Origin of the sequence: Flavobacterium shii (assembly GCF_025847235.1) — a bacterium.
Lineage (GTDB): Bacteria > Bacteroidota > Bacteroidia > Flavobacteriales > Flavobacteriaceae > Flavobacterium > Flavobacterium shii.
In genome coordinates, this window is sequence record NZ_JAOZEW010000019.1 from 110,518 (window position 1) to 124,640 (window position 14,123).

The window sequence follows — 14,123 nt, forward strand, 5'->3', positions numbered from 1 at the left end:
AGATTTAAGTCCCGATCCTGAAATATCGGGACGGGATAGATTATAATATATTGACGATTTTTGACTGTAGATTTATTACGGTTAAAAATCGTCATTTTTTTTGAATTGTTGTTTTGGTAAAAAATCTACTTTTGTTAATACTGAAATTGGGACTAAATTAATTAAACTATACTTGTCCCGTAGAACTTAGTCGTTCATTCTGTTATTTTTCTCGTACAAAAAACCTATTTTTGTTGCAGAAAAACATACAGCTTGTAAATTTTAGATAGAAATCTTGAATTTGCATTTTGCAATCTAAAATTTATATAAATGCTTTCAAAGAAAACAAAATACGGAATTAAGGCACTTACTTTTTTGGCCAGACAGGAAGATCAAACTCCTGTGCAAATAGCTGAAATTGCCAGAAGTGAAAATATTTCGATAAAATTTTTGGAGAGTATTTTATTGTTACTTCGTAACTCTGGTTTTCTTGGGGCAAAAAAAGGAAAAGGCGGTGGTTACTACTTGATTAAAGATCCCAAAGATATTAGCATGGCTAAAGTATATCGCATCCTCGAAGGTCCAATTGCTTTGCTTCCTTGTGCCAGTCATAATTTTTATGAAAAATGCGATGATTGTGCAGACGAAACTACTTGTGCAGCAAGACGTTTAATGACCGAGATTAGAGATAATACACTAAAGGTTTTGGAGAATAATTCACTGGCTGATATCGCATTTTAAAGAAAATTTTGAACTATATAAACTATGTAAGGCAATACAAGTGTTGCTTTAAAAATATAAATTTTGTAAGCTTTTATTAAATGAACTTATGTCACTTATATTGTGGAGAAATTAAAAAATCAATTTATATCCAGCTAAAAAAAGCATTACTGCAATAGCATTTCTAAGGAATAAATCAGGCACTTTTCCGCTTAACATACTTCCTATGAAAATCCCGGGAAGTGATCCCATTAATAATTGTGCTAGTAGAGTTAAATCCAAATTTCCCATTGAGGCATGTCCTATTCCTGCAACCAAAGTTAAAGGAACAGCGTGAGCAATCTCAGTTCCTACCAAGCGAGGTGTTGGTAAAAGCGGATAGAGGAAAAATAAAGTAACCGTACCCAAAGCCCCAGCTCCTATTGACGTAAGTGTTACGGTTGCTCCAAGTAATACGCCAATCCCAATGGTTAGCATATTTTGCGTATGGCTTTCACTGTGAAATTTATCGCCAGCGTGTTTTTGAGAGTATATTAATAATTTTTTTTTGAATAAAATTGCAATCGAAGTAAAAAGCAATGCCCAGCCTAAACTATATTTTATAACCGCATTTATGGTTGTAATATCAGTTTTAATACTGTTTAATACCCATAAAGTCAATAAAGCAGCAGGAACACTACCTAAAGTAAGCCAGCCAGTAATTTTCCAATTGATGTTTCCTTTTTTATGATGTACAAATACGCCTCCCATCTTGGTAAAAGCGGCGTATAATAAATCGGTACCAACTGCTGTTGTAGGAGGGATGCCGAACCATAATAAAATTGGAGTCATTAAAGAACCGCCTCCAACGCCTGTTAATCCGACAACAAAACCAACAACTAAACCTGCAATTACGAGACCTATTTGGAAATCCATAAATAATTTTTTGGGTAAAAATAACAACTATTTCATAATTATCCTATGGATATGGTAGACTTTAAGAATGTATTTTGAAAATTGAAATTGTTGTAATTTTATATTACTGAAATACAGCGAAATACGTTTTGTTGTTTATTGAATTATTTTGTTAGATTGTTAAAAGTATGTTATGGTGTAACTTAAAGGGAATTAGAGGTATAAAAAAATCTAATATTGTTTTGATATTTAGAAATAAGTATTAATTTTGCATAATAATCTATTAGCCCGATAGGGTAATAGATTTTTGAAACAAAGTATCATTTAGGAATATGGAAAAAGAGCTGAAATTAAATACTGTAGCAATAAAGCAAGGGGAATCGTTCTCGAAAAAATTATGGGTTGTAATTCCTGCTGTGTTATTGTTGGGTTTGATTTTGGTATTAGTTTATAATCATCATGCTGAATTTTCCTGGAAAGCTCTTTTGGATGGATTTAATCAGGAATTTTTAGTATTTTTCTTAATTGGCGCTTTTGCACAATTGGTAGATGGAACGTTGGGAATGGGTTACGGAGCTACTTCTACATCCTTTTTGTTAGCTTATGGAGTTTCTCCGGTTGTTAGTAGCGGAGGCGTTCACGTAGCAGAAATGTTTACAACGGGAGCATCGGCGATATCTCATCACAAGTTTGGGAATATCAATAAAAAATTGGTTAAGAATTTATTAATACCGGGAGTTTTAGGGTCAATTACAGGAGCTTATTTACTATCAGATGTAATCGACGGAGATGTTATTAAGCCATTTATTGCAGTTTACATGATTGTATTGGCGATAATAATCATCAGAAAAGCATTAGCCAAAACCATCGTTAAAAAGAAAACGAAACGATTAGGAATCTTAGCGACCTTTGGAGGTTTTATGGATTCTGTTGGTGGCGGAGGTTGGGGACCAATTGTAACTTCGACATTGTTAGGAAGAGGAAGAAATCCTCGTTATACAATTGGGTCAGTAAATGCAGCCGAGTTTGCAGTATCGTTTGCAAGTGGGATAACATTTATGCTTTTTGGAGGAATTCACGGATGGCAAGTTATAGTAGGTTTAATTTTGGGTGGTGTAATAGCTGCTCCTCTTGCTGCTTTTTTAGTGAATAAAATTAAAAGAAAGCCAATGATGGTGGCAGTAGGAATATTAATTATCCTTTTGAGTTTAAAAACATTATCTAAATTATTGTAATAATCATTTAGGAATATCAAGAATATGAGTGCAACAAACATTACATCTTTATTAGCTAAAACAAAAGATTTTTCTTTAGAAGAAACATTGACTTTTTTGGCTAATGAATACAAAGACAAAGTAGTTTTCTCGACCTCATTTGGTCAGGAAGACCAGGTTATTACCGATTTTATTGCTAAAAATAATATCGCAATTACCATTTTTACATTAGATACTGGAAGATTGTTTCAGGAAACATACGATGTTTTTCATAGAACATTAAAAAAGTATAAAAAACAAATCGAAGTTTATTTTCCAGAAGCAACAGCGGTAGAAAATTTATTAAAAGAAAAAGGACCGAATAGCTTTTATGATTCGGTAGAGAACAGAAAAGAATGCTGCTTTATCCGTAAAGTAGTTCCGTTAAGAAAAGCCTTGGCAGGAAATACAGTTTGGATAACAGGTTTAAGAGCCGAACAATCGGAAAACAGAAATGATTTACAATTGTTTGAATACGATGCCAACTTCGAAATAATAAAATTCAATCCATTATTAAAATGGTCATTACAAGAAGTTGAGGATTATTTACAAGAACATAGTGTACCTCAGAACGCATTACATAAAAAAGGATTTGTAAGTATAGGTTGTGCACCATGTACAAGAGCAATTTTGCCAGACGAAGATATTAGAGCCGGAAGATGGTGGTGGGAGTCAAGCCATAAAGAATGTGGTTTGCACGGAAGTAAAAAATAAAAGTTAAATCGTTTATTCGGTTAAACGAATAAACAGACAATCAAATAAACAGATAATGAGTTCAGTATTAAAAACAAATGCTTTAGAAAGCGAAGCGATATACATTTTTAGAGAAGTAATTTCTCAGTTTGATAAACCGGTTTTACTTTTTTCAGGAGGTAAAGATTCGATTACTTTAGTGCGTTTAGCACAAAAAGCATTCTTTCCTGCAAAAATACCTTTTCCGCTATTGCATGTTGATACAGGACATAACTTTCCTGAAACAATAGAATTTAGAGATAAATTAGTTGCAGAGTTAGGATTAGAATTAATCGTGAGAAATGTTCAGGATGCTATCGATGAAGGAAAAGTTGTAGAGGAAACTGGAAAATATTCTAGTAGAAACAGCTTACAGACAATTACACTTTTAGACGCTATCGAAGAATTTAAGTTTGATGCTTGTATTGGTGGAGCACGTAGAGATGAAGAAAAAGCAAGAGCAAAAGAACGTATTTTTTCAGTTCGTGATGATTTCGGTCAATGGGATGAAAAAAATCAACGTCCAGAGTTATTTGATATACTAAACGGAAAAATAGAAAATGGACAAAACGTACGTGTTTTTCCAATTTCTAACTGGACAGAACTAGATGTATGGAGTTATATCGAACAAGAAAAAATTGAAATTCCATCTATTTATTTTTCACACAAACGTAAAGTTTTCTTGAGAGACGGATTAATATGGTCGCATTCAGAATTTGTTTATCAAGAAGAAGACGAACAAATTGAAGAAAGAATCGTTCGTTTTAGAACCGTTGGAGATATGACATGTACTGCAGCTGTTGATTCATATGCTGCAACAATTAAAGAAGTTGTGGGTGAAATTAGAACATCGACAATTTCTGAAAGAGGAGCCAGAATTGATGACAAACGTTCTGAAGCAGCAATGGAGAAAAGAAAACAACAAGGGTACTTTTAATCCCCACCCCAGCCCTCCCCGAAAGGGAGGGAGAAAAAGCGAACAAAAAAATAAGATTAATTTATAAAAGATAACAACTCGGCTCCCTCCCCTTCGGGGAGGGTCGGGGAGGGGAAAATAATATGGAAGTTTTAAAAATAGCAACAGCAGGAAGTGTAGATGATGGAAAGAGTACTTTAATCGGAAGATTATTGTACGATACAAAGTCATTGACTACAGATAAAATAGAAGCAATAGAAAAAAGCAGCAAATTAAAAGGATACGATTACTTAGATTTTTCATTGGCAACTGACGGATTAGTAGCAGAAAGAGAACAAGGAATCACGATTGATGTAGCGCATATATATTTTTCGACAGCTAAAAAAAGTTATATCATTGCCGATACTCCGGGTCACGTAGAGTATACACGTAACATGGTTACAGGAGCTTCGACTTCGCAAGTTTCAATCATCTTGATTGATGCTCGAAAAGGAGTAATCGAGCAAACGTACCGTCACTTTTTTATCAATAATTTATTGAGAGTAAAAGAGGTAATTGTAGCGATTAATAAAATGGACTTAGTTGATTATTCTGAAGAAGTTTATAATAAAATCAAAGCCGATTTTCAGGCATTAAATGCCAAAAGTACTTTTAAGGAACAAAACGTAAGTTACATTCCGTTAAGTGCAATCAACGGTGGAAACGTAGTTGACAAATCAGAGAATATGAAATGGTACGACGGACAAACTGTTTTGGAACATTTAGAAGCTTTAGAGCCAACAGATGTTTTCGAAAAAGGAGAAGCACGTTTTCCAGTTCAAACAGTAATTCGCCCAAAGACCGAAGAGTACCATGATTTTAGAGGATATGCTGGTAAATTATACGGAAACTCAATTAAAGTTGGAGATGCAGTAACAGTTTTACCTTCATTAACAGAATCTAAAGTAAAGAACATTCACTTTTTTGATAAAACATTTGATGAAGCCGTTGCAGGTTCATCAATCACAATTGAATTAGAAAATGATATCAATGTTACCAGAGGAGATATGATTGTAAAATCTACCGAACTTCCTAAAATAGAAAAAGATATCACGACAACAGTTTGTTGGATGGATTCTAAAAAGTTAGTTCCGGGAACAAAATATATCGTTCAGCATAATACAAACAGAGTTTTGGCAAAAGTAGAAAGTATCAAAAATACAATCGCAACCGATTATTCAGGTACAACACCAGCAACTCAATTAGCAATAAACGAAATAGGTGAAGTAAGCATTAAATTAAGCAAGCCTTTATATTTTGATGCCTATAACGACAATAAATCAAACGGAGCTTTTATCCTGATTGATACCGCAACCAATACAACTGCAGGAGTAGGATTTATCAGGTAAATCCCCCTAACCCCCGAAGGGGGAATAATTAAGAGTCTAGTTAAAAAAAATAATAATTCTCCAGTTTTTACTCCTTCCCCTTCGGGGAGGGTTGGGGAGGGGAAAGCGAAAAAAACAAATGGAAAGTTTTAGAACAGAAATAGAAAATCCGATAGTTCAAAAAGAGATTATCGATTTAGAAAAAAAGATTCATTTATTCCGTGGAGGGAAAATTGATGATGAACGTTTTCGTAGTCTTCGTTTAGCACGTGGAATCTACGGACAACGTCAGGAAGGCGTTCAAATGATTCGTATTAAATTGCCATTTGGTAAAGTTACCAGCGAGCAATTAGTACGTATTACTAAAGTTTCTGATGAATATTCTACAGGACGTTTGCATATTACAACACGTCAGGACATTCAGATACACTATGTAAGTTTAGACAGAACTCCAGAACTTTGGGCTAATCTAGCCAAGGATGATGTTACCTTGCGTGAAGCTTGTGGTAACACCGTTCGTAATATTACTGCAAGCGAATTAGCAGGTGTAGATGTAAACGAACCATTTGATGTTTCGCCATACGCACATGGCTTGTTCCAATACTTATTAAGAAACCCTATTTGTCAGGAAATGGGACGTAAATTTAAAATTTCGTTCTCATCATCAGATGAAGATACTGCTTTGAGTTATTTGCACGATTTAGGATTTATTCCAAAAATTGTAGATGGCGTTCGTGGATTTAAAATCATGTTAGGTGGAGGATTAGGTTCGCAACCAGCACATGCCGAATTACTTTCGGAATTTGTACCAGCTAACCAAATTATCCCAACGGCAGAAGGTGTGATTCGTATTTTTGACAGATACGGAGAACGTGCAAAAAGAATGAAAGCGCGTATGAAATTTTTAATCAAAGAAATAGGAAGAGATACTTTCCTTGATTTGGTTGAACAAGAGAAAAAAGCAATTGCTTTTGAAACATACGAAATAGATACAACAGCTTTTGATGCACCGATTCCAGAACCATTATTAACCGTTCCATCGGTTACTATCGAAGATACATCGGCTTATGAAGCTTGGAAAAAATCAAACGTAATTGCTCAGAAACAAGATGGATATTACGCTATCGGAATCAAAGTATTACTAGGAGATTTTTATACAGATAAAGCTAGAATATTAGCAGACTTGATTAAGAATTATGCAGCAAACGAATTGCGTTTTTCATTACGTCAGAACATTGTAATACGCCACGTAAAAGAAGAAAATTTGCCTTTCTTTTATCAGGAATTAGCAAAGTTAGGATTCGTGAATTTAGGATACAATTCTACAGCCGATATTACAGCTTGTCCAGGAACAGATACTTGTAACCTAGGAATTGCAAGTAGTACAGGAATTGCCGAAGAATTAGAAAAAGTATTAAATGCCGAATATCCACAATACAGCAATAACCAAGAAATCGAAATAAAAATTAGTGGTTGTATGAATGCTTGTGGGCAACACAATATGTCAGCAATCGGATTTCAGGGAATGTCAATTAACTCAGGAAAATTAGTAGCACCAGCGTTACAAGTTTTATTAGGAGGAGGAAGATTAGGAAACGGTTCAGGTCGTTTTGCCGATAAAGTAATCAAAATTCCAAGTCGTAGAGGACCAGATGCATTACGTACTATCTTAAACGATTTTGATGCTAATGCAAACGGACAAAAATTCCTTAATTATTACGATGCAAAAGGAGAGAAATATTTCTATGAAATTTTAAAACCTTTCGCTGATGTTACCAATTTAACCGAAGCTGATTTTGTAGATTGGGGTAATGCCGACAATTACGTAAAAGCAGTTGGAGTAGGAGAATGTGCTGGAGTTGTTATCGATTTAGTTGCTACTTTATTATTAGAAGCAAAAGATAAATTAACGTTCGCACAAGAATCATTCGACGAAAATAAATGGTCAGATGCTATTTACCATGCTTACGCAGGATTTGTAAATGGAGCTAAAGCATTATTACTTTCAGAAGATGAAAAAACAAATAATCACGCAGGAATTGTTGATTTGTTTGATACTGTTTTTGTAGCAACATCTAAAATAGAATTGCCAACAACATTTAAAGAATTAGTTTACCAAATTAATAAAGTAGAACCTTCAGAAGCATTTGCAAAACAATACATCCAAGAAGGGATTGCTTTTTTTGATACCATCGAAAAATATAGAGCCAAAGATTTAGCTAATGCTTAATATAATAAAACCCAAAGTAACTTTAGTCGGAGCAGGTCCGGGAGATCCGGATTTGATGACATTAAAAGGTGTAAAAGCACTTGCAGAAGCAAATGTGGTTTTGTACGATGCTTTGGCAAATGATGAAATTTTAGAATATGCGCCTAAAAATGCAATCCGAATTTTTGTTGGCAAGCGAATCGGAAATCATGCTTATACACAAGACCAGATAAATCAATTAATAGTTGATAACGCATTAACTTACGGGAATGTAGTACGACTAAAAGGTGGAGACCCATTCGTGTTTGGTCGCGGCGGCGAAGAGATAGAATACGTAGAGAGTTTCGGAATTCCTACTTTTGTAGTACCCGGAATCTCATCGGTAATTGCAGTTCCGGCTTATCAGGGAATTTCGATAACCAAAAGAGGAGTTTCCGAGAGTTTTTGGGCAATCACGGGAACAACATCAGACAGAAAATTATCATCGGATGTTGCTCTTGCAGCAAAATCTTCTGCAACAGTAGTAATCTTAATGGGAATGAGTAAACTATCACAAATAGTTGCTTTGTTCCAGAAAGAATCAAAAGGAGAAATCCCGATTGCGATTATTCAAAACGGAACAACTCCAGATGAAAAAGTAGGAGTAGGAACGATAAATACAATCCAGGAAATTGCTGCAGAAAAAAAACTAGGCTCACCAGCTATTATAATAATTGGAGAAGTAGTTGGAGAAAGTACCAAACTAAAAGGATTTTACGAAGAATTTGTATCGAATAAAATAAGGCTGTAATGGAAAGAAACGAATTGTATCCCATTTTTTTAAAACTACATAAACTTAATGTACTTATTGTAGGTGGTGGAAATGTGGGATTAGAGAAGCTTTCCTTTTTATTAAAATCAAGTCCAAATGCCAATGTTGAGGTTGTTGCAACGACTTTTTTACCAGAGATCGAAATCTTGGCAGAGAAGTATAATCTAACATTAACAAAGGCAAAGTTCAAAAAGAAAATGCTTAAAAGAAGGCATATGGTTATTGCCTGTACAGACGATTTATTGGTTAACAAAAGGATATATGATTTATCTACAGAAAGATATCTTATATGTAATATTGCCGATACGCCCGAATTATGTGACTATTACTTAGGCGGAATCGTAACCAAAGGGAATGTGAAAATTGCCATTTCGACAAATGGAAAATCACCAACAACAGCCAAAAGGTTGCGTGAGTTTTTTGAAGAGATAATTCCAGATGATATAAATCAGATGGTAGAAAACCTTAACGAGTATCGAAAAACCCTGAAAGGGAACTTTGAAGATAAGGTAAAAAAAATGAATGAGATTACCGCTTCATTAAAAAACACACAATAAATTTTTTTGAGCAAAGAAAGAAATGAATGATAAAAATCATTGAAAATAGTGTAAATTATTTGTTTCTTTGTATTTATTAAGAATGATTATAAACAACAATAAGATGATTAAAACAGACATACTTATAATAGGAGCTGGTCCAACTGGTTTATTTGCCGTTTTTGAGGCAGGATTATTAAAATTAAAATGCCATATATTAGATGCTTTACCTCAAGCAGGAGGGCAACTTTCAGAATTATATCCAAAGAAACCTATCTATGATATTCCTGGATTTCCAGAAGTTTTAGCAGGAGATTTAATTGATAATCTACAAGAGCAAATTAAGCAATTTGAGCCAGGTTATACATTAGGAGAACGTGCTGAGACAATCGAAAAACAAGAAGACGGAACTTTTATCGTAACCTCTAATAAAGGAACTAGATTTCACGCACCAGTAATTGCTATTGCAGGGGGATTGGGAAGTTTTGAACCACGTAAGCCACTTATTGAAGATATCGAGTTTTATGAAAATAAAGGAGTAAAATACTTCATCAAGAATCCAGAAAAATTCAGAGACAAAAGAGTTGTAATTGCAGGAGGAGGAGATTCAGCTTTAGACTGGAGTATATTCCTTGCAAATATAGCTTCAGAAGTAACTTTAATTCACCGCAGAAACGAATTTAGAGGAGCACTTGATTCTGTTGAAAAAGTACAAGAATTAAAAACATCTGGAAAAATTAAATTAATCACACCAGCAGAAGTAATCGGAATCAACGGTGCAGAGCATATCGAATCCCTTGTTATCGAAGAAAACGGAGCACACCGAACTATCGAAACCGATTATTTTATTCCACTTTTCGGATTAACTCCAAAATTAGGTCCAATCGGAGACTGGGGATTAGAAATCGAGAAAAATGCCATTAAAGTAAACAATGCATTAGATTACCAAACTAATATTCCGGGAATCTTTGCCATTGGAGACGTTAATACCTACCCAGGAAAATTAAAATTGATTCTTTGCGGATTCCATGAAGCAACACTTATGTGTCAAGCGGCATACCAAATCATCAATCCAGGTAAAAAATACGTACTTAAATATACAACCGTTTCAGGTGTAGACGGATTTGACGGAACTCGTAAAGAAGCCCCAAAAGCAGTTGTTAAGGCAATTGTTTAATTTTTAAGGTGTAAGAAGCTAAGTTTCTAAGAAACTAAGATTTTATATATAAAGCTCAAACTATAAATGGTTTGGGCTTTTTTTTGTTTATAATATATCAATCCCAGCGGGATATCATATTTATAGAATTAAAAATATTTGTTGGCAGAAACCCCATCGGGGTGACATATCAATATAACGATAAAATTAAAATATCGCTCTGCTGGAGCTTTTAATAACAACATTATCTATAGTTTTAATCTTAGAACCTCAGTATCTTAGCGACTAATGAACTTAAAAAAAAACAACCTTTTTTTGTTACTAATTCGACTTTTACAAACTAAAATTCAAGAAGCGTTATTCATACCTTTATTGAGTAAAAAAGATTTAAAATAGTAAAAGGCATAAATGAAAAACAAGATAATTATATTGTTAATTTCCTGCAGTTTCTTAGTAAGTTGTAAAGAATCAAAAAAAGATATTATTACAGTAAAACAAAAAGAAATAAGTGCCAAAAAAAGCTTGCCTCGCCTCATCGATGATCCGAAACTTGAGGATGAAAAGGTTCTTATTTATGCCGGAGATAGTAATGATTCTTTTGTTATTTCTAAAAATAAATTGAATAAAATTGAGCAACTTTTTCCTGTATTCAAAGCAGAACTTCCCTTAAATCCAAATGATTCATACAAAGGGAATGAATGGAAGAATTATATAAATCAGGATGGAAAAGAGGAAACTATTACATTTGGGAGTGAATCAGATAGAGATCGTTTTTGTTTAATTTATGCTTATTATCTTAAACAAAAAAATGGGGAAGAAAAATTTAGACTAGAAAGAGAAAAACTAATTCAAATGTACCGAGCAGTAAACGAACTTTACGGGGGATTGAATTATGGAGGAACATATTTTGGACATCAATTTGAAAGGCTAAATGCAGATGCGGAATATTCTATTTATCGATTATCACTTGACAAAGAATATTATGATAAGAAGTATGATTTTCAGAAACAGAAAAAACTATATATACAATCCTTAGCCCAATATGTTGCGGACGAAGAAAGTCAGGATCCCTATCAAGATAATTCAACAGATGGGAAACAAAAGAGTGCAGAAAGAGCAAAAAGGCTTCAAGAAAAAATAGATATTTTGCAAAAACTAATAACAAACTATTTCTATTTAAACGAAGTGCAGAAATTTGAAATGAACTATTATAAGTAAAACAGTTATGGGAGATTGGTTTGAAGAATTATCAGAAGAAGAGAAACAAGAAATCGAAATAGGGCTTTATCAGGCAGAAAACAACCAATTTGTAAATCATGAAGATGTTATGGAGATTTTCCAAAAATATAAACAGAAAAATACCTAGAGTTTTAAACTTAGTAGCTTAATACGATATGATTTTTTTATAATATATAATTCCATCGGGATGGAATATTTAATAATCAGAATTACTATATCGCTCCGCTGGAGCTTTCGTTGAATGATACTCTTTTTCGGCTATAATTATTATACTCCGCTAGAGCTTTTAATATAAAAAGATACAGAGGATTCTAAACTCAGCACCTTAGTATCTTAGCTTCTCAACATCTTTTAAAGAAAACTTAGAGCCTTAGTTACTTAGTCTCTCAGAAACTTTTAAAAACACTTGCAATTGTTAGCGCTATGTGTTTACTTTGCACTGTTCATATTTTTATTGAAAGTTATCACGAAAGGCGGAGGGATAGACCCATTGAAACCTTAGCAACCCTTTATCATAAAGAAGGTGCTACATTCTACTTTATACATTTACAGTATTAAAGATAGATAACACATAATACAGCAATGTATTTCTCAAAACTTTTCTTGACAAACTTATCGACATTAACTGAATAAAATTTCAGTATCAGAAGCGAATTATTGGCGCATTTTTGCCCATAACATTCCCGCTTTCCGCTATATCTTTTTTTCTATCCCGTCCCGATGTTTCGGGATCAGGACCAGAAAAAAAGGATACCGCTGCAATCGGGGCTAAAAAGCTATGATAGTGAATTTTTGGAATTATTAAATAAAAGCTTTTACGCCTTAGCGTCATTGCAAGAAAAGAAAAAACATGTCAACAATTCAAGAAGCAATTAAAAAAAACATACTCGTGCTCGATGGAGCAATGGGAACAATGTTGCAACGCTATAATTTCTCAGAAGAAGATTTTCGTGGAGAACGTTTCAAAGACTTTCCACATCCCTTAAAAGGAAACAACGATTTACTATCCATAACACAACCACAAGCAATTCGCGATGTCCACGCCGCTTATTATGAAGCGGGTGCCGACATCGTAGAGACCAACACATTCTCGGGAACAACAATTGGTATGGCCGATTATTTCCTAGAGGAGTACGTTTACGAATTAAACTACGAATCGGCTAAACTAGCACGAGAAGTAGCCGATGAGTATACAGCCAAAAATCCAGACAAACCACGTTTTGTTGCAGGATCAATCGGGCCAACAAATCGTACAGCAAGTATGTCGCCAGATGTAAACGATCCAGGATACAGAGCTGTAACGTTTGATGATTTACGAATTGCCTACAAACAACAAGTAGAAGCCTTAATGGATGGAGGTTGTGATTTATTATTGGTAGAAACCATCTTTGATACATTAAATGCTAAAGCAGCACTTTTTGCAATCGAAGAGGTAAAAGAAGAACGCAATATCGATATTCCAATCATGGTATCTGGAACAATTACCGATGCTTCAGGAAGAACACTTTCAGGACAAACAGTAGAAGCTTTCTTGATTTCAGTATCACATATTCCGTTATTAAGCGTAGGATTCAATTGTGCTCTTGGAGCTGATTTATTGAAACCATACCTTAAAACATTAGCACAACATACTAGTTTTAATGTTTCGGCACACCCAAATGCAGGATTACCAAATGCATTCGGACAATATGACGAAACACCAGAACAAACACAAGCATTCATAAAAGAATATTTAGAGGATAATTTAATCAATATCATCGGAGGATGTTGCGGAACAACTCCAGATCATATTAGATTAATTGCCGAAGTTGCGAAAGATTATAAACCACGTGTAGCGCCAGTTTTTGCGTAGTTTGTTTGGTGATTTTTCAATAAGTATGAAAAAGATTTTGCTTTTGATTAGTTTAATACTTGTAAGCTGTAATTATACCACTAATACAGTTTTTCAGAAAAGCATTAAATGTGAAGATTGTTTAGTTACAAAAGAAGAAACAGCTGTTGGAATAGCGGAACCTATTTTATTTGAATCATATGGTAAAGATCAAATAGAAGATCAAAGACCTTATACAGTAACAATAGATAATGATTCTATTTGGCATATTGAAGGCACTTTTAATAAAATTGGTTTTGGAGGTGTGTTTGATATTAAAATTTCAGCAAAAAATGGTAAAGTTCTTTATATGATGCATGGAAAATAATTTAAAACAAAGATTGTTTTAAAGTTCCTATGCTAGCGCGAGCTTCCAGCTCGTGCCCGTAAAGAATTAAGATTAAATTTTAAAGATATAATAGGCACGAGCGGGACGCTCGC

At 34.1% G+C, this 14,123-nt stretch carries 14 protein-coding genes and 1 riboswitch; of the genes, 13 read left to right on the plus strand and 1 reads right to left on the minus strand.

Features of this window, described 5'->3' with window-relative positions; all coding sequences use genetic code 11:
* Positions 1-309 precede the first annotated feature (309 nt).
* Positions 310-720 (plus strand): RrF2 family transcriptional regulator, encoded by a 411-nt coding sequence (locus tag OIU83_RS17320; RefSeq protein ID WP_264207518.1) that lies wholly within the window; start codon positions 310-312, stop codon positions 718-720.
* A gap of 111 nt (positions 721-831) precedes the next feature.
* Here the strand turns inward: OIU83_RS17320 and OIU83_RS17325 are convergent, their stop codons facing one another.
* On the minus strand, positions 832-1,614 hold the full coding sequence (locus OIU83_RS17325; protein WP_264207519.1) for a sulfite exporter TauE/SafE family protein: 783 nt from the start codon (positions 1,612-1,614) through the stop codon (positions 832-834).
* Positions 1,615-1,925: 311 nt separating this feature from the next.
* Here OIU83_RS17325 and OIU83_RS17330 point away from each other — a divergent pair, with 311 nt between their 5' ends.
* The 12 genes from OIU83_RS17330 (at position 1,926) to OIU83_RS17385 (ending at position 14,010) form a co-directional block, all read left to right on the plus strand.
* Positions 1,926-2,828: a sulfite exporter TauE/SafE family protein gene (locus OIU83_RS17330; protein ID WP_264207520.1), complete on the plus strand. Its 903-nt coding sequence runs from the start codon at positions 1,926-1,928 to the stop codon at positions 2,826-2,828.
* 24 nt (positions 2,829-2,852) lie between these two features.
* Positions 2,853-3,560 carry a phosphoadenylyl-sulfate reductase gene (locus tag OIU83_RS17335; RefSeq protein WP_264207521.1) on the plus strand — a complete coding sequence of 236 codons (708 nt, stop codon included), beginning with the start codon at positions 2,853-2,855 and terminating at the stop codon, positions 3,558-3,560.
* A 55-nt stretch (positions 3,561-3,615) separates the two neighbouring features.
* Positions 3,616-4,515, plus strand: coding sequence for a sulfate adenylyltransferase subunit CysD (gene cysD, locus OIU83_RS17340; protein WP_264207522.1), 900 nt, complete (start codon positions 3,616-3,618; stop codon positions 4,513-4,515).
* A gap of 122 nt (positions 4,516-4,637) precedes the next feature.
* Positions 4,638-5,882 carry a sulfate adenylyltransferase subunit 1 gene (locus tag OIU83_RS17345; RefSeq protein WP_264207523.1) on the plus strand — a complete coding sequence of 415 codons (1,245 nt, stop codon included), beginning with the start codon at positions 4,638-4,640 and terminating at the stop codon, positions 5,880-5,882.
* A 118-nt stretch (positions 5,883-6,000) separates the two neighbouring features.
* Positions 6,001-8,091, plus strand: a complete 2,091-nt coding sequence (locus tag OIU83_RS17350; protein ID WP_264207524.1) for a HEPN domain-containing protein — start codon at positions 6,001-6,003, stop codon at positions 8,089-8,091.
* Positions 8,084-8,860 carry a uroporphyrinogen-III C-methyltransferase gene (gene cobA, locus OIU83_RS17355; RefSeq protein ID WP_264207525.1) on the plus strand — a complete coding sequence of 259 codons (777 nt, stop codon included), beginning with the start codon at positions 8,084-8,086 and terminating at the stop codon, positions 8,858-8,860. The genes OIU83_RS17350 and cobA overlap by 8 nt, the downstream gene beginning before the upstream one ends.
* Complete coding sequence (locus tag OIU83_RS17360; protein ID WP_264207526.1) at positions 8,860-9,438, plus strand: precorrin-2 dehydrogenase/sirohydrochlorin ferrochelatase family protein; 579 nt, start codon at positions 8,860-8,862, stop codon at positions 9,436-9,438. The genes cobA and OIU83_RS17360 overlap by 1 nt, the downstream gene beginning before the upstream one ends.
* Before the next feature lie 103 nt (positions 9,439-9,541).
* Positions 9,542-10,594 (plus strand): NAD(P)/FAD-dependent oxidoreductase, encoded by a 1,053-nt coding sequence (locus OIU83_RS17365; protein WP_264207527.1) that lies wholly within the window; start codon positions 9,542-9,544, stop codon positions 10,592-10,594.
* Positions 10,595-10,981: 387 nt separating this feature from the next.
* A complete protein-coding gene (locus OIU83_RS17370; RefSeq protein ID WP_264207528.1) occupies positions 10,982-11,791 on the plus strand; it encodes a hypothetical protein in 810 nt (269 codons plus the stop codon).
* Between the two features lie 7 nt (positions 11,792-11,798).
* Entirely contained in the window at positions 11,799-11,939 is a 141-nt protein-coding gene (locus OIU83_RS17375; protein WP_165571406.1) for a hypothetical protein, read from the plus strand.
* A 331-nt stretch (positions 11,940-12,270) separates the two neighbouring features.
* A riboswitch (SAM riboswitch) is annotated at positions 12,271-12,383 on the plus strand.
* 279 nt (positions 12,384-12,662) lie between these two features.
* Positions 12,663-13,664, plus strand: a complete 1,002-nt coding sequence (locus OIU83_RS17380) for a homocysteine S-methyltransferase family protein (RefSeq protein ID WP_264207529.1) — start codon at positions 12,663-12,665, stop codon at positions 13,662-13,664.
* Positions 13,665-13,689: 25 nt separating this feature from the next.
* Positions 13,690-14,010 carry a YbbC/YhhH family protein gene (locus OIU83_RS17385; RefSeq protein ID WP_264207530.1) on the plus strand — a complete coding sequence of 107 codons (321 nt, stop codon included), beginning with the start codon at positions 13,690-13,692 and terminating at the stop codon, positions 14,008-14,010.
* The last annotated feature ends 113 nt before the right edge of the window (positions 14,011-14,123 follow it).

Bases quoted from the DNA above. Each gene is read 5' to 3' on its own strand.
- OIU83_RS17320 (WP_264207518.1), top strand. From the start codon at position 310: ATGCTTTCAAAGAAAACAAAATACGGAATTAAGGCACTTACTTTTTTG.
- OIU83_RS17325 (WP_264207519.1), bottom strand. From the start codon at position 1,614: ATGGATTTCCAAATAGGTCTCGTAATTGCAGGTTTAGTTGTTGGTTTT.
- OIU83_RS17330 (WP_264207520.1), top strand. From the start codon at position 1,926: ATGGAAAAAGAGCTGAAATTAAATACTGTAGCAATAAAGCAAGGGGAA.
- OIU83_RS17335 (WP_264207521.1), top strand. From the start codon at position 2,853: ATGAGTGCAACAAACATTACATCTTTATTAGCTAAAACAAAAGATTTT.
- cysD (WP_264207522.1), top strand. From the start codon at position 3,616: ATGAGTTCAGTATTAAAAACAAATGCTTTAGAAAGCGAAGCGATATAC.
- OIU83_RS17345 (WP_264207523.1), top strand. From the start codon at position 4,638: ATGGAAGTTTTAAAAATAGCAACAGCAGGAAGTGTAGATGATGGAAAG.
- OIU83_RS17350 (WP_264207524.1), top strand. From the start codon at position 6,001: ATGGAAAGTTTTAGAACAGAAATAGAAAATCCGATAGTTCAAAAAGAG.
- cobA (WP_264207525.1), top strand. From the start codon at position 8,084: ATGCTTAATATAATAAAACCCAAAGTAACTTTAGTCGGAGCAGGTCCG.
- OIU83_RS17360 (WP_264207526.1), top strand. From the start codon at position 8,860: ATGGAAAGAAACGAATTGTATCCCATTTTTTTAAAACTACATAAACTT.
- OIU83_RS17365 (WP_264207527.1), top strand. From the start codon at position 9,542: ATGATTAAAACAGACATACTTATAATAGGAGCTGGTCCAACTGGTTTA.
- OIU83_RS17370 (WP_264207528.1), top strand. From the start codon at position 10,982: ATGAAAAACAAGATAATTATATTGTTAATTTCCTGCAGTTTCTTAGTA.
- OIU83_RS17375 (WP_165571406.1), top strand. From the start codon at position 11,799: ATGGGAGATTGGTTTGAAGAATTATCAGAAGAAGAGAAACAAGAAATC.
- OIU83_RS17380 (WP_264207529.1), top strand. From the start codon at position 12,663: ATGTCAACAATTCAAGAAGCAATTAAAAAAAACATACTCGTGCTCGAT.
- OIU83_RS17385 (WP_264207530.1), top strand. From the start codon at position 13,690: ATGAAAAAGATTTTGCTTTTGATTAGTTTAATACTTGTAAGCTGTAAT.